Here is a 22,393-nt window from a genome sequence, read left to right on the forward strand (position 1 = left end):
GACCCGAAAGGACACCTATGCGTCCCAGTCCCGTCATCTTCGCGGCAGCCCTCACACTCACCGCCGCGAGCATGACCGCCCCGGCGCAGGCCGACCCCACGCCCGCACCCACCTACGCGTTGTCGTCCCCTGAGCCGTCTCCGGCCGGAGCGCCCCCGCCCAGCCCCACGGCGCAGAACGTGCCGCCGAGGCCCGCGGACGTGGCCAACCCGATCACGATCTCGTCGTCCGCGCTCAGCGTGGAGCTGGACCCCGGCTTCCCGCGCGTCCTGCGCTACATCGACCGGGCCGGCGGCGCCTTTCTCGGCGGCAGCGCGGGCGTGCCCGCCGTCGTGCTCAACGGCCAGGTACGTACCGCCGCCGTGACGCTGACCGGGAACGACGGTGCGACCGCGCGCTACCGGCTGTCCTTCCCCGGCCTCGAGGGTGTCTTCCTGGGAGCCAGCATCGGGGTCCGTGGCCGGGTGACGACGTTCAGGATCGACTCGGTGGCCGACACCGAGGCGTTCCGCGTCAACACGATCGACCTGCCGGGCCACGACCTGGTCTCGGTGTCGAGCGCGCAGCCGGGCGCGGCGACCGCGTTCACCCGGCTGGACCCGAACCCGACCCGCACCGCCGACGTCTTCGCCCGGGTCACGGCGGACACCGCGCCCGACACGGGGCCGGTCGGGGCGACGTACGCGATCGTGAACACCGACCGGCTGGCCGCGGCGGTCGAGTCGAACTCCACCTTCGACCGCCCCTCAGGTGTCACCGACAAGGACGCGGCCAGGTTCTGGCACCAGGCCAGGAAGGACGCCGGCGGCACGGTCACCGTGGGCGTGTGGAGCGGGCAGTGGACGCACCGCGCGACCGGCTCGCCGTTCACCGAGGAGCCGCCCTGGGCCAAGGTCGTGGTCACCCCGGACGCCAACGGGGACGGGTCGCTCGACTGGCAGGACGGCGCGGTGGCGTTCAGGGACATCGCCGTCGAACCGCCCGGCGCCGAGCAGACCAGGGACCGCGTGGTCACGCACATCCCCTTCAACTTCTCCAGCCAGGCCACGCACCCGTTCCTGCGCACGCTCGACGACGTCAAGCGCATCTCGCTGGCCACCGATGGCCTCGGCCAGCTCGCGCTGCTCAAGGGCTACCAGTCGGAGGGCCACGACTCGGCCCACCCCGACTACGGCGGCAACTACAACCGGCGCGCCGGCGGCCTGAAGGACCTGAACACGCTGGTCAAGGCCGGGAAGGGCTGGAACGCCACGTTCGGTGTGCACGTCAACGCCACCGAGTCCTACCCCGAGGCCAGGAGCTTCAGCGAGCAGCTCGTCAACAAGGACACCAAGGGCTGGAACTGGCTCGACCAGGCGTACCTGATCGACCAGCGCGGTGACCTGACCAGGGGCACCCTCGCCCGGCGGTTCGCGCAGCTGCGCGCGGAGACCGACAGGAACCTCGCGGTCCTGTACGTGGACGTGTTCAGGCCGCACGGCTGGGTCGCCGACCGCACGCTGGCCGAGCTGCGCGAGCAGGGCTGGCAGGTGAGCACCGAGTGGTCGGACAAGCTGGAACGGTCGTCCCTGTGGTCGCACTGGGCCAACGACCTCAACTACGGCGGAGCCACCAACAAGGGGCTGAACTCGCAGATCATCCGGTTCATCCGCAACGACGAGAAGGACGTCTGGAACGCCCACCCGATCCTCGGCAACGCCCGCATCGTCGAGTTCGAGGGCTGGCAGGCGAAGAACGACTTCACGGCCTTCTACCGCAACATCTGGGAGAACAACCTGCCGGCCAAGTTCCTGCAGCACTACAAGATCATGGATTGGGACGCGGACGAGATCGTCTTCACCGGCGGCGTGCGCGGCACGTACCGGAACGGCGAACGTGAGCTGTTCGCCGGCGGGCGCAAGGTGCTCGACGGGTCCGCGTACCTGCTGCCGTGGCAGGGCAAGTACTACCACTACAACCCCGCAGGCGGGGCCACGACCTGGGACGCCGACCGGACGATGACCGTCTACGAGCTCACCGACCAGGGCCGCGTCAAGGCGGGCACGGTCACTCCGGTCGACGGGAAGATCACGTTACGGGCGGAGGCGGGCGTGCCGTACGTGCTCTACCCCGGCAGGGCGCCCGAGCAGGCCGATCCGGGCTGGGGGCAGGGCAGCGGCGTGCGCGACCCCGGCTTCAACGGCGACCGGCTCGGCGGGTGGACCGTCTCGGGCCCGGTGAGCGTCAGGAAGAACGACCTGGGCCACCGGGTGGCGCTGCTCGGCGGCGGGGCGCGGGCGCGGCTCGAGCAGCGGCTGAGGGGCCTGGAGCCGGGCCGTACGTACACCGCCTCCGCGTTCGTCGAGGTCGAACCGGGCAAGACCCGCGAGACCACCCTGGAGGTCGCCGGGCGTTCGGTGACGGTCAGCCGCTCCACGGCCAGAAACTACATCGCCTCCGACGAGAAGCACGACACCTTCTTCCAGCGGGCCAAGGTGACGTTCACCGCGCCGGGCGGATCGGCGACGCTGCGGATCACGGCCGCCGCCGCCGACGGGGACGTGCGGGTGGACGACGTGCGGCTGTTCCAGCGGGAGCCGGCGGGAGAGGTGGAGACGTTCGAGTCGGTCGAGCCCGGCTGGGGACCGTTCGTGAAGGGCGACGCGGGCGGGTCGTTCGACGCGCGCACGCACCTGTCGGAGCGGCACGAGCCGTACACGCAGGCCGGCTGGAACGGCAAGGCGGTCGACGACGTGCTGGACGGGAACTGGTCGCTGAAGGCGCACGAGGAGCGGCAGGGGCTCATCTACCGCACGCTGCCGTGGACGGCGCGGTTCGCGCCGGGACACGCGTACGAGGTGTCGTTCCGCTACCAGAGCGCGCAGGCGGACACGTACCAGTGGGTGACCGGCTACGACAAGGGCGGTGCCGGCGTCGAGACGCGCCGCACACCGATCCCGGAGCGGCGCGCCACGGCGACGTTCACCGAGCGCGTGGCAGGAGGGTGCGGTGACGTGTGGGTCGGGCTGCGCTCGCTCAAGGCCGAGCAGGCCGGGGCCGACTTCATCCTCGACGACTTCTCCGTGACCGACCTCGGCCCGGCGCCGGACGCGCCGGCGTGCGGGTCGCTGGACGTGGCGCCCGCCGCCGTTTTCGAGCAGGGGGCGGCCGGCGAGGTCGTCACCACGTTCACGAACCTCGAGGACGTGGCGGCCGGGGATGTTCGCGTGACGCTGGGCGTACCGGACGGGTGGGCGGTCAGCGGTGACGGGACCGGCGCCGTCGAGCCCGGCGGGAAGCTGACCACCATCTGGCAGGTCACCCCACCCTCGGACGCCGCCTACGGCGCCTACGAGCTCACGGCCACCGCGACCTACACCGCCGGAGGGGCGGCGAAGCGGCTCACCGCCTCAGGCACCGCGCGCACGCTGCCCCCGCCGCCCGCCGGGGACGCCTACGCGAGCGACCTGCGGTGGGTCAGCGCCGACAACGGCTGGGGGCCGGTCGAGCGCGACCGGTCCAACGGCGACACCGGCGAGGCCGACGGCGGGCCGATCGTGATCGGCGGGCGGACGTTCGTCAAGGGACTCGGCATGCATGCGCCGGCCAAAGTCCGTTTCTATCTGAGGGGAGCGTGTACGGGATTCACGGCGTTCGTCGGGGTTGACGACGTGCAGGCCACGCGGGGGTCGGTGCAGTTCAGCGTGGTGGCCGACGGCGTGGAGAAGGCGCGCAGCCCGGTGCTGAGGGCCGCCGACGCGGCGTACGAGCTGAGCGCCGACCTGTCCGGCGCCCGGTACGTGGACCTCGTGGCCGGGGACGGCGGCGACGGGAACGGCAACGACCACGCGGATTGGGGTGAGGCCAGGTTCAGGTGTGGCTGAGCTCGTCACGAAGCCCGGCGTAGAGCTTGGAGTGGCGGTTGTAGAGGCCGGTGGGCACCAGGTAGATGTTGATGGCGACCTGGATCAGCGCCAGCCAGACGCCGTACTGCACGCCGCTGAGCCCGGGAACGACGTCCACCGGCAGCGTGTAGGCCATGACGACCCGCACCACGGCGTCCACCAGCAGGCCCATGCCGTAAATGACGGTGACCACCCGCCAGGTCCTGCGGAAGGCGGGCAGCCGCTCCCACAGCACGTCCCACGACTCGCGGTTCGGCCCGACCCGGCCCTCCAGCACGAATCGGGTGAACACGAACGCCAGCGGGCGTTCGCCGCGCGCACTTGCCAGGAACCACACGCCCGCCACCGCCATGAACCAGCCGTCCTTGGCCAGCAGGAACCGCGTGTCGTGGACGAGCAGGGAGATCAGGGCGCTGCTCAGCATCATGACCGTCATGTACAGGCCCAGGCGGTCGGGCCTGCGGCGGCGTACGAGGTCGGAGACGACGCTCACGCCCGGGATGAGCGAGCTGATCAGCAGCGCGGTGTGGTAGCCGGTGCCTAAGGCGCGCAGCACGTAATAGAGACCGATGGGGAGCCCGATGTCCACCGCCAGGGTGAGCAGGCCCCTGAGTCGCGTGCTCATGCCTTGACCGCGCGGGCGAACAGCCCCGCCAGTTCGTCGGCGTACTCGGCCAGATCGGCGTCCGGGTCGGCCTCCAGCAGGAACGGCAGCCCGTCGAGCGCCCGCTGGATCGCCATGGCGGTCACCCGTACGTTGAACTCGCCGAACTCTCCGGTCTCCTGCCCCCAGGCCAGCAGCCGCTCGACGTGGGACAGCACCGACAGGTCGATGGCCGCCTCCCGCGCCGACGAGCCGCCCTGCGGATGGAAGTTGAGGAAGATCTCCATGGCCGCGCGCATCTCCGCGCGGTGCTCGCTGATGTACTCCACCAGCGAGCGGATGTACGTCTCCAGCGCCGCGCCGGCCGTGCGCCGGGCGCTCACCCGCTCACTCATGAACGCCGACAGCTCCTCGTAGATCGTGGTGATGGCCTGGCCGATCAGCTCGTCCTTGCCGTCGAAGTGGTACGAGATCAGGCGCGTGCTGCTGAGCCCGGCGCGCTCGGCGATCCGGGCGAACGACGCCTGCTGGTAGCCGAGCTCGGCGATCGTCGCGATGGTCGCGGTCACGATCTGCGCCCGCCTGGCGGAGCCAGTGACCGTTACTGACATGAGTAAATATTAACTTGGCTGAGTAATTCCGGCAAGAACCTCGGCTTAGTCAGTGCTTATCTGCCGCATGGTCATATGGGATCCCGGTACTGTGCCCATCCCGGCACAGAGAAAGAGGAGATGACCTGTGGACGCGTCACTATCGTCACGCAGCGCCTTTTCAGCGATACCCTGGGTGACGACCGTCGCCCGGCTGGTCCTGGGCGGGGTGCTGATCGCGGCGGGCGCGCTCAAGATCGGCAACCCGGCCGACTCGGTCGTGGCGGTCAAGGCATACCAACTGCTGCCCGAGTCGATCGCCGTCACGGTGGGCTACGCCCTGCCGATCCTGGAGATCGTCGTCGGCCTGCTGCTGGTCGTCGGTCTGCTGACGAGGGTGGCCGCGGTGATCGCCGGGCTGCTCATGTTCGCGTTCGTGTTCGGCATCGCCTGGGCCTGGACGCACGGCCTGCGGATCGACTGCGGCTGTTTCGGCGGCGGCGGCCAGCTGGGGGTGGGACAGGAGCCGGCATACCTGCTCGACATCCTGCGCGACTTCGGGCTCGTGCTGCTCGGCGCCTGGATCACGCGTTTCCCGCCGGGCCGCTACGCGCTCGACGGAGCCCTGGGCCTGGGGGGCGACAATCGTAATGAGGGGGAGTACGACGATGAACAAAGCTGAGCGCACCAGGGCCAAGACAGCGCGCGAGAAGATCAAGGAGCAGCAGGCCGCCGCACGCGTCCGTGACAAGCGCAGGCGGGTCGCCACCTACGTGACCGCCGGGGTGGTCGCGGTGGCGGCGGTCGGGCTCGGCTGGTGGTACGCGGCCAGCAGCTCGCAATCGGAGCAGGCCGCGGGCGGCCTCGCGCCGATCACCGTGCAGCCCGACGGGTCGGTCGTGATGGCCAAGCAGGGCGTCACCAAGCCCGTGGTCGACATCTTCGAGGACTTCCAGTGCCCGGCCTGCAAGGAGCTCGAACGGGTCAGCGGGCAGACGTTCAAGAACCTCGCCGCGGAAGGCAAGGCCAAGGTCGTCTACCACCCGATCACGATCTTCTCGCAGGAGCCGACCAAGTCCAACTCCGTGCGCGCGGGCGCCGCCGCCCGGTGCATCGCGGACGGCAAGCAGTGGATGGCCTTCCACGACCTGCTCTACCAGAACCAGCCCTCTGAGACCGAGGCGGGCTTCACGCCCGACCAGCTGAAGAACTGGGGCAAGGAGGCGGGGGTGACCGCACCGGGCTTCGAGCAGTGCGTCACCACGGAGAAGAACGCCGACGCGCAGCTGTCGTTCAGCAAGAAGATCATCGAAGCGCAGAAGCTCAACCATACGCCGACGGTGAAACTGAACGGCACGGAAATCGACAATTCCGCACTCTTCAACCCGCAGCAACTGCGCCAAGCGATTACTGGGGCGGCTAAGTAGGCTCTCTTCCGCTACCCTCACGTGACATGCCCCTTGCCTCGATTCCCAGCCCTTCCCAAGGGGTCTGGTATCTCGGAATAATCCCGATCCGGGCTTATGCGCTATGCATCGTGCTCGGCGTCATCGTCGCCGTCTGGCTGAGCGAGCGGCGCTGGCAGGCCCGCGGTGGCCAGAAGGGGACGATCGTCGACATCGCGGTCCCCGCGGTCATCTTCGGCCTGATCGGCGGCCGCCTCTACCACGTCATCACCGACTGGCAGACCTACTTCGGCAGCCGCGCGATCAAGGAGCCCATCCAGGCGCTGTTCATCTGGGAGGGCGGCCTCGGCATCTGGGGCGCGATCTCGCTCGGTGCGCTCGGCGTCTGGTTTGCCGTGCGCCGGCGCGGCATCTCCATGGGCGCCGTCGCCGACACGGTCGCGCCCGGCATCGCCTTCGCCCAGGCCATCGGCCGGTGGGGAAACTGGTTCAACCAGGAGCTGTACGGCTCGCCGACCACGCTGCCGTGGGGCCTGGAGATCGACGCCGACCATCGGCTGCGAGGCTACGAGGGCGTGGCCACCTACCATCCGACCTTCCTGTACGAGTCGCTGTGGGACGTGGCGCTCGGCTTCGTGCTCCTCTTCGCGGGGCGGCGCTTCGCGCTGCACCACGGGCGGCTGTTCGCCCTCTACGTCGCGGGCTACACGCTGGGCCGCTTCTGGATCGAGGGGCTGCGGATCGACCCGGTCGGCGGCGTGGACCACGCGGTGACGTTCCTCGGGCTGCGGCTCAACCAGTGGACGTCGATCGTGCTGTTCGTGGCGGCGCTGGCGTACTTCTGGCTGGCCAGGAAGCGGGACAGCGCGGAGATCGTGCTGCCGGCCGAGCAGGCCGGCTCGACGGCAGAGACGTCGGAGGACGGCGGTTCGGGGGCCGATGCGCCGGACGCCGACCGGTCGGAGGAGGATCGGGTAACGGAGGACGACACGCCGGACGGCGCGGCGTCGGAGGTCTCCGAGACCGAGCCTTCGGGCACGGACGCTGCTCCTGAGAAGGAGGCCTCTGAGCCGGAGGACTCGGGGACGGACGCCTCTGAGCCGAAAGCCTCCGAGGCTGAGGTCCCGGACGAAGCCTCCGACTCTGACGGCGAAGTCGTGACGAAGGAGAAGAACCCTCGATGAGTAGTCGCGCGGAGATCCACCACCAGCATCGCGACGTCACCGGAGGCTGGTTGCGGCCCTCGGTGTTCGGCGCGATGGACGGCCTGGTGTCGAACTTCGCGCTCATCGCGGGTATCGCGGGCGGCACGGCCAACACGAAGGTCATCGCCCTTGGAGGCGTCGCCGGGCTCGCCGCCGGCGCACTGTCCATGGCGGGCGGCGAATACGTCTCGGTGGCCAGCCAGCGCGAGCTGGCCCAGGCCGAGATCGCCGTGGAGCGGCGCGAGCTGGCCCGCTACCCTGACGCCGAGCAGGCGGAGCTGGCGCAGACCTTCGTCGACAAGGGCGTGGCGCCTGACCTGGCCGCCGAGGTGTCCAGGCAGATCTCCCGCAACCCCGACCGTGCGCTGGAGGTCCACGCCCGCAACGAGCTGGGCGTCGGCCCGGGCGAGCTGCCCTCGCCGATGGTGGCCGCGGTGGCGTCGTTCCTGTCGTTCAGCGTCGGTGCGGTGCTGCCGCTGCTGCCGTACTTGTTCGGAGCCCGGGAGCTGATGGTGTCCGCCGTGGTGTCCTGCCTGGCGCTGTTCGCGGCTGGCGCGCTGGTCTCGGCCGTGACGGCACGCAGCTGGTGGTTCTCGGGGCTGCGGCAGCTCGCCGTGGGCGGGGCCGCCGCCGCGGTCACGTTCGGCGTCGGCAACCTCATCGGCGCGGCGGGGGTGTGATGGCCCGCAGACGAGGCGGCCCCGGGTCGCACGGCAGACCCTCCTCGGGCACGGACGGCGGGGGGCGCCCGCGCGGGGGCCGCCAGACGCCCGGCCCCGACGGCCGGACCGGACCGGACGACGCTCGCCCCGCCCGAGGCACCGATACCGGCGGCTGGTCAGCTTCGGACGGTGATGGCTGGTCTGGACGTGGCGCGGATGGTGGTGGCTGGTCCGCGCACGGTTCGGATGGTGGCGGCTGGTCCGCGCAGGGCACGGACGGCTCCGGCTGGTCCGGGTCGAGCGCGGGTGGTGCTGGTCGGGCTGGTGGCAGCTGGCCTGTGGCCGATGGTGGTCGGTCGCCGGGCGTGGAGAGTGGCGATTGGTCCAGGTCGGGCGCCGGTGGTGCTGGTGGCGGCTGGGCTGCGGCTGATGGTGGTCGGTCGCCGGGCGTGGAAAGTGGTGACTGGTCCGGGGCGGGCACGGGAAGCGGGGGCGGTGGCCGCGTCTCTGGTGGTTGGCCGGAGGCTGGTGCCGACAGTGGCCGGTCGGTGGCCGGTGCCGATGACGGCGGGCGCTCGTCGGGGTCTCGTGGTGGCCGGAGGGCGGCGCGCATGCGTCGCGGTCGCTCGTCAGGTGATGCCGATCGCGGCAACTCGACGACGGAAAGTGGCGCTTCGGCTCCCGGGGCGCACGGTCGAGGACCGGCCGATGGCGGCTTTTTTGCCGATGGGTCCTATGGTCGTGGTCCCGCCGATGGTGGCGCTTCGCCTGCGGGGGCCCATGGCGGCCGGGTAACTGCCGATGGTGGCGCTTCGGCTGCTGGGGCTCATGGTCGACGTCCGGCCGATACTGGCGCTTCGGCTGCTGGGGCCCATGGTCGACGTCCGGCTGACGGAGGCCTTCCGGCTGCTGGGGCTGATGGTCGGACTTGGGTGGATGGCGGTGCTTTCGGGGGCGAGGGGCGGTCAGCCGATGGGGCAAGTGGTGGTCATTCGGCTACCGGGTCCCGGGGTCGGCGGTCCGCCGAAAGGGCGAATGGTGGCCATGCCGCCGGTGGCACCTCTGGTCGAGGATCCGCGGACGGGGCCGCACTTTCGGGGGTGGGCGCCGATGGTGGGGGGTCCGCGGCCGAGGTCGGTGGCGGGCGGTCGGGGGAGTTCTCGCGTAAGCGGCGGCGTACTCCACGCTCTGACTGGCAGTTCCCCCTGCTCACCGACTGGGGGCTACGGCCGGAGCAGCAACGGCTCCTCGTCATCATCGCCTCGGTCGTCGCGGCGCTGGCGGGCATGGGCGGGCTGGTGGCCGCCGTCAGGTCGCTCGGCACCTACTCCCCGGAGCGTCAGGCCAGCGCCGCCGTGATCGGGCCCGACACGGCGCTGCCGCACGTCTTCAGGGGCTGGGGCTCGCCCAAGTTGTTCGACCCCGTCACGGATCGGGCCAAGGACGAGCGGGCGCTCACCGAGAAGGAGGTGTTCGGCCAGAGCGAGTTCTCCGTCTCCAAGAAACTCAAGCTCAAGCTCGTCGCCAAGAAACTCGACACCGACTGCTCCGCGGCGCTGTGGGGGGCGAGCCTTCTCGAGCAGACGTCGGACGCCGGATGCACCCAGGCCGCCCGCGGCCTCTACGCCAGCTCCGACGGCCGCTACGTCGGCCAGTACACGTTACTCAACCTCAAAGACGGCAAGTCCGCCGCCGACCTGGTCGAGTCGTTGAAGACCCTCTACCGGGGCGGGTGGACGCGACCCCTTGAATCCCCCAAGGCCGCCTTCCCCGCGGGCGGTTACTCCGAGGCGGGCGGCTACGCGCTCGGCCACTACGTCGGCCTGGTGTGGCTCGGGAGGGTCGACGGCGCGGAGCCCGGCCCCAAGGACGACTACGTCTCGCTCACGCTGGCGTTGCGCGGGGCGGAGAAGGCCGTATACCGCCGCGTCGTATCGATCACAGGACCATCCTCTTGACGTCACACCCCCTGGCCCCGGTCGCCGCATCGCCTCCCCTGACCTCGGTCACCTTGTCACGCCCGATGGTCCAGGTCGCCGTGTCGCGCCGCCTGGGCTCCGTCGCTGTGTCGCGCCGCCTGATCCACGTCGCCGTGTCACGCCCTCAGGCCCCGGTCACCTTGTCATCCCACGTGGTCCAGGTCGCTGTGTCATGCCGCCTGGCCCCGGTCGTCGTGTCATGCCGTGTGGCCTCGGTCGCCTCTTCAGACGACGTTGCCCAGGTCGCCGCGTCGCGCCGCCCGGACCCGGCTCCGGCCGCCGCCTGCTGCCGGCCGAGTCGCTCAGGCCGGAGCGCCGACCGCCTGACGCCTCCCACGACGCCACGTTCCGATGCGGTCTGTCGCTTGGTGCCTTCCGCCTCGTTGCCCTCGATCCGGCGGCGTCTGGTCGATGCCCCGTCTTGCCCTCGATCCGGCGGTGTTCGGCCGATGCGCCGTGATGTCGTCACGGCCGGCAGGGGCGCTCCGCCGAGGTGCTTCGACGTGGTGGCGGTCACGGAGGTGGTCGGCTGATGTCGCCTCGTGTCATCATCCCCGCTGTGGTCGCCGGCCTGGCCGTCATCGCCGTGGGCGGCTGGTTGTGGCTGCGCCGCGACGACCCCAGGCCGGCCAGCTTTCGCGCCGAGCCCACCTCCGCCTTCTACGCCGCCATCGACAGCCGCCAGAACGACGCCAGCCCCTTGACCCCGAAAGAGGTCTTCACTCCGGCCACCCAGACCCTGGGCGCCATGCGCCTGGACTCCACGCGGCAGGTCACCGACTGCGACGAGGTGCTCTGGGGCACCTCCGCCACGGGCTGCACGCAGGCGCTCCAGGCCACGTACAAGGGGAGCACGGCGGCGGGCCAGTTCGTCATCTTCAACATGAGCGACGGGCGGGCGGCCGACGCGCTGGTGTCCGCGCTGGGCAAGGACGGGTTCGTACGGCAGGACGTCGTGTTCGAGGCCGCCCGCAGCCGGGCCCAGGCGCGGGCGATGGGCCACTACGTGACCGTGAGCTGGGTTGGAGGGACGGCGTCCGACCAGGACCTGGTCACCGCCCTCGTGGCGCTTGACGGGCTCGGACGAGTGGTCCAGAGCCGTATCGTCGCCGCGACCTGACCTCAAGGCCGACATGAGGCTGAGGCCCAGACCGGCAGAGCGGAGGTCAGGTGGTCGTCGTCAGGGCCATGACGGTCGCGGTGACGGCCTCAGGAAGGCTGGACAGGCGGTGGAGTGGGGCCTCCAGCGGCGTCAGGCCCTCCGCCCATGGGGCCGCCTCGCCGATGAGGGCGCGGGCCTCGTTCTTGGTGAGGGTCGTGTCCTGGGCGCGGGCCACCGCGATGAGGGCCTCGCGCCAGGTGTTCGCCAGCTTGGCGTGTCCGTTGTCCAGGATCCTGCGCAGCACCGAGGCCGCTTCGCCGTCCGGCTGCGGCAGGCGTACGGCGTCCAGGACGTCGCCCCCGGCGCTCAGCTTGTAGACGGTGGACAGCACGTCCGGCAGGGGCGGGAGGGCGGACCCCACGACGCGTACGTGGGATGCGCGGGTCGCCAGCAGCAGGCGCGGGAGGGCGGCCTCGAGGCCGGGCGGCAGGGCGACGGCCACGCGGTCCGGGGCGGCGGCGTACGGCTTGGAAAGCCAGGTCGAGAGCCGGGCCCGGGGCTGGGTGAGCTCCTTGGGCCAGTCGCCCACCAGCAGGTCGGGGTCGAAGCCCTGAATGCCCTCCACCGGCCCTGAGGGCACGCTGTGGGCGCTTTCGACCGACTGTGGGCCCTGTGTGTAGATGGCGGTGGTTTGACGGCTTAGGCGGGATGTCACGGCCGGACGCGTCTTGGTGGTGGGGCGGAGAATGTACAGGTCGGCGGCGGAACCGATGGCCTCTGCTCCGAAGTATCGGTTGAAGTCGGGATAGATGGCTTCGTAGGCGAGGTTGAGGTCAGTCAGGGCCTGCTGCACCTTCAGCGCCAGCATCGGGGTGCGTTCGCTGGCGCCGTACGCGAGCAGGACGCGGCCGTTGTCCTTCACGGCCTCGGCGGCGCGTGCCACGAACAGGCCCGTGCCCTCCGGCGTGTACGGCGGGTCGGTGAGCGCCAGGTCGTGGTCACGGGCGGAGGCGGGCAGGCCGAGGCGCAGGTCGGCCCACCGGGTGCGGACGCCCAGCTGCTGGTCGTCGATGTAGGCCAGGATGCGCTCGTCGATGTCGACCACCGTGACGTCGGTCTCCGGGTGGACCAGCTTGACCGCCAGGGAGGTCAGGTCGTGGTCGCCCACGCAGAGGAGGCGCGTGCCGGGCAGCCAGAACCGGGCACCCAGCAGCAGCGCCCGCCGCAGAATCGTCTCCGGCGTGGCCGAGACGTGGTCGAGGACGTGGCGGGCGCGCGGGGCCCTGGCCACGAGGTCTTTCAGCCGGTCCAGCTCGTGCGTGTAGTGGGGGAGCAGGTGGGCCACCGGGTCCTCGGGCGGCGGGGCCAGGGCGATGAGGTCCTGGTAGTCGGGGGCGTGGGTGAGGGGGACCCGGAAGGCGTCGCCCCTCCGCTCCAGGGGAAGCTCGCGCAGCAGGGTCTCGATGCTACGCCTGGACGTGGCGGTCTCCCTGACCAGGTCCGCCAGCGTCCACCATTGGGCGTCGCACAGGAGGGTCAGGGCGTGCCTCAGCCGCCTGCTGTCCGCCCCGGCCTCGCAGAGCAGGCGCTCCACCCCGTCACGCTCCATGAGGCAACCCTATCGAGCCTCTTCGACCGCAGATCCCGGCCGCACGTCGATGCCCTCCGCGCTTCGGGCGGTGGGGCGCTTTGGCCACTGACCGCGTTGCGCCGATCGCCGCCATACGACGTCTCGCAGGGCCTCCGCCTGAGGGGCCGGGGGGCGAGCTTGAGCAAGGGGGCGCGCAGGAGGCTAGAGGTATGAGTAGCGATGCCGGAGGGATCAGCGTGCGGTCTCGGCGGTGTGTCAAGTGAGATGCCTGACCGTGGTGTGTGGCGGGTGGGTGGGCACCGAGTGCGAGTCGTTCCCCGTGCCGGAAAACGTGGCTGTCCAGCGGGAATTTTGGAGGCCGGATCCGGGGTTTGGGATAGAGAGTTCGGATGGTGGGATGAGGTCGAATGTTCGCAATGCGGACGTGCTGGGCACCATTCCGGCAGCGTGGGGTAATCTCTACCCACGATATGCAGCAGGGCCAACGTCGTCCCCGCCTGTAGAGCAGTTCGAGACAGACGATGACGACGGGAGGGATTAAATGCCTGCTGCCCACCTCGGGTTCCCCGAGCCCCAGGGCCTCTACCACCCCGCCAACGAGCATGATGCCTGCGGTGTCGCCATGGTCGCCGACGTCGCCGGGCGCCGAGGGCACGGGATCGTGGTCAAGGCGCTGACGGCGCTGTGCAATCTTGATCATCGGGGGGCCAAGGGTAGCGAGCCGGACACCGGCGACGGAGCCGGGATCCTGACGCAGATCCCCGATGGGTTCTATCGCGCGAGTGTGCCGTTCGCGCTTCCCCCTGCCGGCGCGTACGCGACCGGCATCGCCTTCCTGCCGATCGACGAGCAGGCCAGGAGCATCGCCAAGGGCCTGATCGAGGAGATCGCCGCCGAGGAAGGTCTCACCGTGCTCGGCTGGCGCGAGCTGCCGGTCGACCGCGCGCTGCCCGGGCCGAGCGCCAGGGCCGTCATGCCGCACTTCGCCCAGCTGTTCGTCTCGGACCCTGAGGGCCGGGAGGGGCTGGAGCTCGACAGGCTCGCGTACTGCCTGCGCAAGCGGGCCGAGCACGAAGCCCACGTGTACTTCCCCTCGCTGTCCGCCAGGACGATCGTCTACAAGGGCATGCTCACGCCCGACCAGGTCGAGCCGTTCTTCCCCGACCTGAGCGACGAGCGTTACGAGACGGCGATCGCGCTGGTGCACTCACGCTTCTCCACCAACACGTTCCCGAGCTGGCCGCTGGCCCACCCGTACCGTTACATCGCCCACAACGGCGAGATCAACACGGTCAAGGGCAACCGCAACTGGATGCGGGCCCGCGAGGCGATGCTGCAGTCTGCCCACATCCCGGGCGAAATTTCGCGACTTTTCCCCATCTGTGACCCGGATGGCAGCGACACCGCGAGCTTCGACGAGGTCCTCGAGCTGCTGCACATCGGCGGCCGTAGCCTGCCCCACGCCGTGCTGATGATGATCCCGGAGGCGTGGGAGAACCACACCGAGATGGACGCCGCGCGCCGGGCCTTCTACGAGTTCCACTCCTCGATGATGGAGGCGTGGGACGGCCCCGCGTCGATCACGTTCACCGACGGCACTCTGGCCGGCGCCGTGCTCGACCGCAACGGCCTGCGCCCGGGCCGCTTCTGGGTGACCGCCGACGGCCTGGTCGTGCTGGCCTCCGAGGCCGGCGTGCTGGACTTCAAGCCGGAGGACGTGGTCAGGAAGGGCCGCCTCCAGCCGGGCCGCATGTTCCTCATCGACACCGCCCGCGGCAAGATCATCGAGGACGACGAGATCAAGGCCGAGCTGGCCGCCGAGCTGCCGTACGCCGACTGGCTGCACGCGGGGCTCGTCCGCTTCGAGGAGCTGCCCGCGCGGCAGCGGGAGATCCCCACGCACGAGGCGCTCGTCAAGCGGCAGCAGACCTTCGGCTACACCGAGGAAGAGCTGCGCATCATCCTGTCGCCGATGGCCAAGGCCGGCCAGGAGCCGATCGGCTCCATGGGCACCGACACGCCCGTCGCCGTGCTGAGCGAGAAGCCGCGGCTTCTGTTCGACTACTTCACGCAGCTGTTCGCGCAGGTCACGAACCCGCCGCTGGACGCCATCCGTGAAGAGCTGGTCACCTCGCTGGCCAGCACCATCGGCCCCGAGGGCAACCTCCTCAACCCGGGTCCGTCGTCGTGCCGCCAGCTCGTGCTGCCGTACCCGGTGATCGACAACGACGAGCTCGCCAAGATCATCCACATCAACGACGAGCACGACCTGCCGGGCTTCCACCCGTACGTCATCACCGGCCTGTACGAGGTCGCCGGCGGCGGCGAGGCACTGCTGCACCGCCTGGAGGAGATCAAGGCCGAGGCGTCCGAGGCGATCGCGGGCGGCGCGCGGATCATCGTGCTGTCGGACCGCGGCTCGTCCGAGACGCTGGCGCCGATCCCGTCGCTGCTGCTGACCGGCGCGGTGCACCACCACCTGATCCAGGAGAAGACCCGCACCAAGATCGGTCTGGTGATCGAGACCGCCGAGGCCCGCGAGTGCCACCACATGGCGCTGCTCATCGGGTACGGCGCCGGCGCGATCAACCCGTACCTCGCGATCGAGACCATCGAGGACCTGGTCGACACCGGCGCGCTCCAGATGGACAAGCGCAAGGCCGTGCGTAACCTGATCAAGGCGTACGGCAAGGGCGTCATCAAGGTCATGTCCAAGATGGGCGTGTCCACGGTGGCCTCCTACACCGGCGCGCAGATCTTCGAGGCGCTCGGCCTGAGCCAGGAGGTCATCGACTCGTGCTTCGCCGGCACGACCTCGCGTCTGGGCGGCGTCGGGTTCGACGTGCTGGCCAAGGAGGTCGAGCAGCGGCACCGCCACGCCTACCCGCGCGCGGAGAACGCCCACCGCAGGCTCCAGGTCGGCGGCGAGTACCAGTGGCGGCGCGAGGGCGAGCCTCACCTGTTCAACCCCGAGACCGTCTTCAAGCTGCAGCACGCCACCAGGACCCGCCGCTACGAGATCTTCAAGGAGTACACGAACCTCGTGGACTCCCAGTCGGAGCGACTGATGACCCTGCGCGGCCTGTTCAAGCTGCGCGGGGGCAGCCCGATTCCCATCGAAGAGGTCGAACCCGTCGAGAGCATCGTCAAGCGGTTCTCCACCGGCGCGATGTCGTACGGCTCCATCTCGATGGAGGCGCACGAGACGATCGCCATCGCGATGAACCGGCTCGGCGGCAAGTCCAACACCGGCGAGGGCGGCGAGGACCCAGAGCGGCTCTACGATGCCACCCGCAGGTCCGCGATCAAGCAGGTCGCCAGCGGCCGGTTCGGCGTCACCAGCGAATACCTGGTGAACGCGGCCGACCTGCAGATCAAGATGGCCCAGGGCGCCAAGCCCGGCGAGGGCGGCCAGCTGCCCGGCCACAAGGTCTACCCGTGGATCGCCAAGACCAGGCACTCCACGCCGGGCGTCGGCCTCATCTCGCCGCCGCCGCACCACGACATCTACTCGATCGAGGACCTGGCCCAGCTCATCCACGACCTGAAGAACGCCAACCCCGAGTCCCGAGTGCACGTCAAGCTCGTGGCCGAGGTCGGCGTCGGCACGGTCGCGGCGGGCGTGTCCAAGGCCCACGCCGACGTGGTGCTCATCTCCGGGCACGACGGCGGCACCGGCGCGTCGCCGCTCACGTCGCTCAAGCACGCGGGCGCGCCGTGGGAGCTCGGCCTGGCCGAGACCCAGCAGACGCTCCTGCTGAACGGCCTGCGCGACCGCATCGTCGTCCAGGTCGACGGCCAGCTCAAGACCGGCCGCGACGTCGTCATCGCCGCGCTGCTCGGCGCCGAGGAGTACGGCTTCGCCACCGCGCCCCTCGTCGTCAGCGGCTGCGTGATGATGCGGGTCTGCCACCTCGACACCTGCCCCGTGGGTGTCGCCACGCAGAACCCCGAGCTGCGCAAGCGCTTCACCGGCAAGCCGGAGTTCGTGGTCAACTTCTTCGAGTTCATCGCCGAGGAGATCCGCGAATACCTGGCCGAGCTGGGCTTCCGCTCGCTCGACGAGGCGATCGGCCACGTCGAGATGCTCGACATGTCGGCGGCCGAGAACCACTGGAAGGCCAGCGGCCTCAACCTGTCGCCGATCCTGCACCAGCCCGAGCTGCCCGCCGGCACCGCGCTGCGCAGGCTCGTCGAGCAGGACCACGGCCTGCAGCACGCGCTGGACAACACGCTGATCCAGCTCGCCGAGGGCGCGCTCAACGAGGGCACCCCGGTCACGCTGGAGCTGCCCATCCGCAACGTCAACCGCACGGTCGGCACCATGCTCGGCTACCAGGTGACCAAGCGGTACGGCGGCAAGGGCCTGCCCGACAACACGATCGACATCTCGTTCACCGGCTCGGCGGGCAACTCGTTCGGCGCGTTCCTGCCGCGCGGGATCACGCTGAGGCTGACCGGCGACGCCAACGACTACCTCGGCAAGGGCCTGTCCGGCGGGCGGGTCACCGTCCGGCCGCACGAGGAGGCCCCGCTCGACGGCCACATCATCTCCGGAAACGTCGCCCTGTACGGCGCCACGTCCGGCGAGGTGTTCATCCGCGGCGTCGTCGGCGAGCGGTTCTGCGTCCGCAACTCCGGCGCCACGGCGGTCGTCGAGGGTGTGGGCGACCACGGCTGCGAGTACATGACCGGCGGCCGGGCCGTGGTGCTCGGCTCGACCGGGCGCAACTTCGCGGCCGGCATGTCGGGTGGCATCGCGTACCTGCTCGACCTGAAGCCCGAGCGGGTCAACCGCGAGATGGTCGCCATCGAGACGCTCACCGAGGAGGACGGCGAGTTCCTCAAGGAGACGGTCGAGAAGCACTTCGCGGAGACCGGCTCGCCGGTCGCCAAGGAGCTGCTGGCCGACTGGGACGCGGCGCTCGCCCGGTTCGGCAAGATCATGCCGAGCGACTACAAGCGGGTGCTGGCGGCCGCCGAGGCCGCCCGCATCGAAGGCAGGGACATCGATGAGGCCGTCATGGCGGCCGCGGTGCAGTCATGACCCGCCGTCATGAGCCAGGCCGCCATGGCGGGCTGTGCTTGTCAACCACTGTTCAGGGTTAAAGGAGGCGTACCGAATGGCTGACCCCAAGGGTTTTCTCACGCATGACCGGGAGCTGCCGGCGCGCCGCCCCGTGGACGTCCGCATCAGCGACTGGCGCGAGGTCTACCAGGACTTCTCGCAGGAGAAGCTGACCAAGCAGGCGGCCCGCTGCATGGACTGCGGCATCCCGTTCTGCCACAACGGCTGCCCGCTCGGGAACCTTATCCCCGAGTGGAACGACCTCGTCTACCGCACCGACTGGCGCGAGGCGATCGAGCGGCTGCACGCCACGAACAACTTCCCCGAGTTCACGGGCCGGCTCTGCCCGGCCCCGTGCGAGGCGGCGTGCGTGCTCGGCATCAACTCCGACCCCGTGGCGATCAAGCGGGTCGAGGTCGAGATCATCGACCGGGCGTTCGCCGAGGGCTGGGTGACCCCGCAGCCCCCGGCCGTCAAGACCGGCAAGAGGGTCGCGGTCGTCGGGTCAGGCCCGGCGGGCCTCGCCGCGGCGCAGCAGCTCACCAGGGCCGGGCACGACGTGGTCGTGTTCGAGCGGGCCGACCGGATCGGCGGCCTGCTGCGGTACGGCATCCCCGAGTTCAAGATGGAGAAGCGGCACATCGAGCGCCGGCTCGAGCAGATGCGGGCCGAGGGCACCGAGTTCCGCACCGGCGTGAACGTCGGCGTCGACATCACCGCCGCCGAGCTGCGCGAGCAGTTCGACGCCGTGGTGCTGTCGGGCGGGGCCACCCAGTGGCGCGACCTGCCGGTGGCCGGGCGCGAGCTCAAGGGCATCTACCAGGCGATGGAGTACCTGCCGCTGTCCAACAAGGTCCAGGAGGGCGACTTCGACAAGGCGCCGATCTCGGCCGAGGGCAAGCACGTGGTGGTGATCGGCGGCGGCGACACCGGCGCCGACTGCATCGGCACGGCGATCCGGCAGGGCGCCGAGTCCGTCACCCAGCTCGAGATCATGCCGCGGCCGCCCGCGGCCAGGCCCGGCAGCCAGCCGTGGCCGACGTTCCCCATCCTGTTCAAGATGGAGAGCGCGCACGAGGAGCTGGAGGACGGCGGGGGAGCACGGGTCTACGCCGTCTCCACCACCGAGTTCACCGGCGACGCCGAGGGCAACGTGCGGGCGCTGCGGCTGGTCGAGGTCGAGGGCCCGCAGAACGGGTTCAAGCCGATCCCGGGCACCGAGCGGGAGATCCCGGCCGAGCTGGTGACGCTGTCCATGGGCTTCCTCGGGCCGGAGAAGGGCGCGTTGCTGCAGGACCTCGCCGAGGCCGGCGGTGACGGCTTCTACGACGCGCGGGGGAACGTCTCACGCGACAAGACGTACATGTCCAAGGTGGACGGCGTCTTCGTGGCCGGCGACATGGGGCGCGGGCAGTCGCTCATCGTGTGGGCCATCGCCGAGGGGCGGGCCGCCGCCTCGGGCGTGGACCGGTATCTGACCGGGGAGACGGCGCTGCCGTACCCGATCCTGCCGACCGCGCGGCCGCTGGTGTGACCTTTCAGGGCCGGGGTCGCGTTCGTCGCGACCCCGGCCTTTCACGTGCATTCGCGGGCGATGGCGTCGAGGACGCGCTGGGAGGCGGGGTCGGCGGCGCGGTAGATGACCAGCCGCTGCTCGGGTGACTGGATCGGGGCCAGCACCTCGAAAGCGACGGTCAGCGGGCCCTTCGTCTTGTGCAGCAGCCGCTTCTGGCCCCGGCCGTTGACCCGGACGTCGCGCTGCGCCCACAGGCGGGCGACCTCCTCGCTGCCGGTGGTGAGCTCGTCGATCAGCTCCGTCAGTGCCTTGTCGTCGGGGTGGGCCGCCCACGAGGCCCGCAGGTCGGCGATGCCCTCGCGCAGCGTGCGCTCCCTGTCGCGGTAGAAGTCGCGCAGGCCTGGATGCAGCATGCACAGCCACAGCGTGTTGCGCTGCGGCGGGGGCAGCGTGGCCAGGTCCATCGACATCAGCGCCGCCATCTCGGGGTTCCATGCCAGGATGTCGAAGCGGTGGTTGACCAGCATGGCGGGCAGTGGCGACAGGTCCAGCACGAGCTGTGCCAGCGGACCGGCCTCGTCCGCCGGGAGAGCCTGCCTGGTGGGCCGCTGGCGGGCCAGGTCGAACAGGTAGGCCCGCTCGTCCTCGCTCAGCCGCAGCGCGCCTGCCAGTGCCTCCAGCACCTCGGGAGAGGGGCGCAGCCCGCGGCCCTGCTCCAGGCGGATCACGTAGTCGACGCTGACGCCCGCCAGCTCGGCGACCTCCTCCCTGCGCAGGCCCGGAGTGCGGCGCTGGGCGCGGCGGGCGGGCAGGGAGACGTCGCCGGGGGTCAGGCGCTCGCGGCGGATGCGGAGAAAGGCCGCGAGCTCGCGGGTCTGATCCACGGTGTTCATCTCCTCGATCCTACGACGCGCCTGCCTAGGAAGGCTCTTCCCAGGACGAGTCTTCCCTTCCCCGCCGCCACCCGGCGGAGCAGCCTTGACGGCATGACGACTCTTGATACTTACCGCCTGCTCGGGCGGTCCGGCCTGCGCGTTTCGCCGGTGGCGCTGGGAACCATGACGTTCGGCACGGATTGGGGCTGGGGCTCGGACAAGGACGAGTCGCGCCGGATCTTCGACACGTACGTGGAGCGGGGCGGCAACTTCATCGACACCGCCAACCAGTACACGGAGGGCACCTCGGAGACGCTGGTGGGCGAGTTCGCGTCGGGGCGGCGCGAGCAACTGGTGCTGGCCACGAAGTACACCCTGGCCAGACGGCCCGGCGACCCGAACTCCGGCGGCAACCACCGCAAGAGCATGGTGCAGTCGGTGGAGTCGAGCCTGCGCCGGTTGAACACCGACTACATCGACCTGCTCTACCTGCACGCCTGGGACTTCACCACCCCGGTGGAGGAGATCCTGCGCGCCTTGGACGACCTCGTCAGGGCGGGCAAGGTGCTCTACACCGGCATCTCCGACGCGCCCGCCTGGCAGGTCTCCCGCATGCAGGCCATCGCCGACCTGCGCGGGTGGGCGCCGCTGATCGCGCTGCAGATCGAGTACAGCCTGGTCGAGCGCACCGTCGAGCGGGACCTCATCCCGATGGCCCGGGAGATGGGGCTCGGGGTCATCCCGTGGTCGCCGCTGGCCAGCGGGGTGCTGACCGGCAAGTACAGCCGCGCGGACCTCGCCCAGGAGGTCTCCGCCGATCCGTCCGGCACGCGCAAGAACGTCGCGGCGGCCAACGGGTCGCTGACCGAGCGCGCCCTGGACATCGCCGACGTGGTCAAGCGGGTGGCCTCCGAGCTGGGCGTGACGCCGTCGCAGGTCGCGCTGGCCTGGACGACGCTCAACCCCGGGGTGACGGCGCCCATCATCGGGGCGCGCACACTGGCGCAGCTGGAGGACAACCTGGGGGCCTTGGAGGTGCGCTTCAGTGAAAGCCAGCTGGCCACGCTGGAGGAGGCCAGCAGGGTGGATCTGGGGTTCCCGCACGAGTTCCTGAACCGCCCCATGCCGCGCCAGGTCATGCTGGGCGGCGTCAAGCTCGACCTCACCCGCTGACCTACGCTCCGTCCCCGAAAGCGCCCGCCCCGTACGGTGGGCGCTTTCGCATTTGCATACCATGCATGTCTTGCACACTCTGCAGGAGTTGCGTACAGTGCAAAGTATGGAAAGTCCACAGCAGCGTCGAGACCGTCGCCGGGCCGAGAAGCGGCAGGCCATCAGGATGGCCGCCGTGAAGATCGCGCTTGCCGAGGGGATCGAGGCCGCGACCGTGGAGGCGATCAGCGCGGCGGCCGACATCTCGCCGCGCACCTTCTTCAACTACTTCGCCTCCAAGGAAGAGGCGCTCATCATGGAGCCGGTCTGGCGCCCTGAGGAGGTCGTCGACATGCTCGCGGAAAGGCCTGCGGACGAGCCGGCCTTCCAGGCGCTGAAAGCGGTGATGCGCTCCCTCGCCGTCCGGGTCCGGCCGATCTGGGCGGACATGGAGCCGTTCATGGAGCTGCGCAAGCGCTACCCCGAGCTGACGGCCAAGGCCAGGGCGGTGGACGAGACGAAGATCATGGAGACCGTCTTCGAAGCCGTCAGGGGCCGTCCGGGCGTCGCCAGCCCGATACATGCCAGGCTGCTCATGATCGCGTCGTTCGGCGCGACGATCTCGGCGGTCCAGGAGTCACTGGAGGCGGGCGGCTCGGTGGAGGAGCTGCTCGACGAGGCGTTCACGCTGCTCGAAAAGGGACTCTGACCCATAGAAGAAAGCGGCGACCGGGGTGGCACCCCCGATCGCCGCGGATA

Annotated in this window: 15 protein-coding genes; 11 read left to right on the plus strand and 4 right to left on the minus strand. The window is 70.3% G+C overall.

The window, feature by feature from the left end:
- Window positions 1-17 precede the first annotated feature (17 nt).
- Complete coding sequence (locus ACQPWU_RS19800; RefSeq protein ID WP_433442070.1) at window positions 18-3,863, plus strand: endo-alpha-N-acetylgalactosaminidase family protein; 3,846 nt, start codon at window positions 18-20, stop codon at window positions 3,861-3,863.
- Here the strand turns inward: ACQPWU_RS19800 and ACQPWU_RS19805 are convergent.
- Together ACQPWU_RS19805 and ACQPWU_RS19810 are read right to left on the minus strand one after the other, a co-directional pair.
- On the minus strand, window positions 3,850-4,509 hold the full coding sequence (locus tag ACQPWU_RS19805) for a VC0807 family protein (protein ID WP_433442072.1): 660 nt from the start codon (window positions 4,507-4,509) through the stop codon (window positions 3,850-3,852). The two genes, ACQPWU_RS19800 and ACQPWU_RS19805, sit on opposite strands and share 14 nt — an antisense overlap.
- On the minus strand, window positions 4,506-5,099 hold the full coding sequence (locus ACQPWU_RS19810; RefSeq protein ID WP_433442074.1) for a TetR/AcrR family transcriptional regulator: 594 nt from the start codon (window positions 5,097-5,099) through the stop codon (window positions 4,506-4,508). Before ACQPWU_RS19810 ends, ACQPWU_RS19805 begins: the two co-directional genes overlap by 4 nt.
- Window positions 5,100-5,274: 175 nt before the next feature.
- On the opposite strand from ACQPWU_RS19810, the gene ACQPWU_RS19815 reads away from it, so the two are divergent.
- The 6 genes from ACQPWU_RS19815 (at window position 5,275) to ACQPWU_RS19840 (ending at window position 11,450) form a co-directional block, all read left to right on the plus strand.
- Window positions 5,275-5,760 carry a MauE/DoxX family redox-associated membrane protein gene (locus ACQPWU_RS19815; RefSeq protein WP_360693752.1) on the plus strand — a complete coding sequence of 162 codons (486 nt, stop codon included), beginning with the start codon at window positions 5,275-5,277 and terminating at the stop codon, window positions 5,758-5,760.
- On the plus strand, window positions 5,747-6,505 hold the full coding sequence (locus tag ACQPWU_RS19820; RefSeq protein ID WP_433442076.1) for a DsbA family protein: 759 nt from the start codon (window positions 5,747-5,749) through the stop codon (window positions 6,503-6,505). The genes ACQPWU_RS19815 and ACQPWU_RS19820 overlap by 14 nt, the downstream gene beginning before the upstream one ends.
- A gap of 110 nt (window positions 6,506-6,615) precedes the next feature.
- Window positions 6,616-7,668: a prolipoprotein diacylglyceryl transferase gene (gene lgt / locus ACQPWU_RS19825; RefSeq protein ID WP_433442078.1), complete on the plus strand. Its 1,053-nt coding sequence runs from the start codon at window positions 6,616-6,618 to the stop codon at window positions 7,666-7,668.
- Window positions 7,665-8,369 carry a VIT1/CCC1 transporter family protein gene (locus tag ACQPWU_RS19830; RefSeq protein WP_433442080.1) on the plus strand — a complete coding sequence of 235 codons (705 nt, stop codon included), beginning with the start codon at window positions 7,665-7,667 and terminating at the stop codon, window positions 8,367-8,369. The genes lgt and ACQPWU_RS19830 overlap by 4 nt, the downstream gene beginning before the upstream one ends.
- A gap of 1,082 nt (window positions 8,370-9,451) precedes the next feature.
- Window positions 9,452-10,309 (plus strand): hypothetical protein, encoded by an 858-nt coding sequence (locus ACQPWU_RS19835; protein WP_433442082.1) that lies wholly within the window; start codon window positions 9,452-9,454, stop codon window positions 10,307-10,309.
- A 553-nt stretch (window positions 10,310-10,862) separates the two neighbouring features.
- The gene (locus ACQPWU_RS19840) at window positions 10,863-11,450 is read left to right on the plus strand and encodes a hypothetical protein (protein ID WP_433442084.1); all 588 of its coding nucleotides are present in this window, start codon (window positions 10,863-10,865) and stop codon (window positions 11,448-11,450) included.
- Window positions 11,451-11,496: 46 nt separating this feature from the next.
- Here ACQPWU_RS19840 and ACQPWU_RS19845 read toward each other — a convergent pair whose 3' ends face one another.
- Window positions 11,497-13,041 (minus strand): bis-aminopropyl spermidine synthase family protein, encoded by a 1,545-nt coding sequence (locus ACQPWU_RS19845; protein ID WP_433442086.1) that lies wholly within the window; start codon window positions 13,039-13,041, stop codon window positions 11,497-11,499.
- A 523-nt stretch (window positions 13,042-13,564) separates the two neighbouring features.
- Between ACQPWU_RS19845 and gltB the strand changes: the two genes are divergently transcribed.
- The gene (gene gltB / locus ACQPWU_RS19850; RefSeq protein WP_433442088.1) at window positions 13,565-18,070 is read left to right on the plus strand and encodes a glutamate synthase large subunit; all 4,506 of its coding nucleotides are present in this window, start codon (window positions 13,565-13,567) and stop codon (window positions 18,068-18,070) included.
- Between the two features lie 76 nt (window positions 18,071-18,146).
- Window positions 18,147-19,625 carry a glutamate synthase subunit beta gene (locus ACQPWU_RS19855; RefSeq protein ID WP_433442090.1) on the plus strand — a complete coding sequence of 493 codons (1,479 nt, stop codon included), beginning with the start codon at window positions 18,147-18,149 and terminating at the stop codon, window positions 19,623-19,625.
- A gap of 41 nt (window positions 19,626-19,666) precedes the next feature.
- Here the strand turns inward: ACQPWU_RS19855 and ACQPWU_RS19860 are convergent, their stop codons facing one another.
- On the minus strand, window positions 19,667-20,500 hold the full coding sequence (locus tag ACQPWU_RS19860; protein ID WP_433442092.1) for a helix-turn-helix domain-containing protein: 834 nt from the start codon (window positions 20,498-20,500) through the stop codon (window positions 19,667-19,669).
- A 93-nt stretch (window positions 20,501-20,593) separates the two neighbouring features.
- On the opposite strand from ACQPWU_RS19860, the gene ACQPWU_RS19865 reads away from it, so the two are divergent.
- Both ACQPWU_RS19865 and ACQPWU_RS19870 read left to right on the plus strand, forming a co-directional pair.
- A complete protein-coding gene (locus ACQPWU_RS19865; protein WP_433442094.1) occupies window positions 20,594-21,655 on the plus strand; it encodes an aldo/keto reductase in 1,062 nt (353 codons plus the stop codon).
- A gap of 106 nt (window positions 21,656-21,761) precedes the next feature.
- A complete protein-coding gene (locus ACQPWU_RS19870) occupies window positions 21,762-22,343 on the plus strand; it encodes a TetR/AcrR family transcriptional regulator (protein ID WP_433442096.1) in 582 nt (193 codons plus the stop codon).
- Window positions 22,344-22,393: the final 50 nt, after the last annotated feature.

The sequence above is a fragment of the Nonomuraea sp. CA-141351 genome (assembly GCF_050944675.1).
GTDB lineage: Bacteria > Actinomycetota > Actinomycetes > Streptosporangiales > Streptosporangiaceae > Nonomuraea.

Coding starts and splice junctions, on each gene's coding strand:
- ACQPWU_RS19800 (WP_433442070.1), top strand. CDS start 18: ATGCGTCCCAGTCCCGTCATCTTCGCGGCAGCCCTCACACTCACCGCC.
- ACQPWU_RS19805 (WP_433442072.1), bottom strand. CDS start 4,509: ATGAGCACGCGACTCAGGGGCCTGCTCACCCTGGCGGTGGACATCGGG.
- ACQPWU_RS19810 (WP_433442074.1), bottom strand. CDS start 5,099: ATGTCAGTAACGGTCACTGGCTCCGCCAGGCGGGCGCAGATCGTGACC.
- ACQPWU_RS19820 (WP_433442076.1), top strand. CDS start 5,747: ATGAACAAAGCTGAGCGCACCAGGGCCAAGACAGCGCGCGAGAAGATC.
- ACQPWU_RS19830 (WP_433442080.1), top strand. CDS start 7,665: ATGAGTAGTCGCGCGGAGATCCACCACCAGCATCGCGACGTCACCGGA.
- ACQPWU_RS19840 (WP_433442084.1), top strand. CDS start 10,863: ATGTCGCCTCGTGTCATCATCCCCGCTGTGGTCGCCGGCCTGGCCGTC.
- ACQPWU_RS19845 (WP_433442086.1), bottom strand. CDS start 13,041: ATGGAGCGTGACGGGGTGGAGCGCCTGCTCTGCGAGGCCGGGGCGGAC.
- gltB (WP_433442088.1), top strand. CDS start 13,565: ATGCCTGCTGCCCACCTCGGGTTCCCCGAGCCCCAGGGCCTCTACCAC.
- ACQPWU_RS19855 (WP_433442090.1), top strand. CDS start 18,147: ATGGCTGACCCCAAGGGTTTTCTCACGCATGACCGGGAGCTGCCGGCG.
- ACQPWU_RS19860 (WP_433442092.1), bottom strand. CDS start 20,500: ATGAACACCGTGGATCAGACCCGCGAGCTCGCGGCCTTTCTCCGCATC.
- ACQPWU_RS19865 (WP_433442094.1), top strand. CDS start 20,594: ATGACGACTCTTGATACTTACCGCCTGCTCGGGCGGTCCGGCCTGCGC.
- ACQPWU_RS19870 (WP_433442096.1), top strand. CDS start 21,762: ATGGAAAGTCCACAGCAGCGTCGAGACCGTCGCCGGGCCGAGAAGCGG.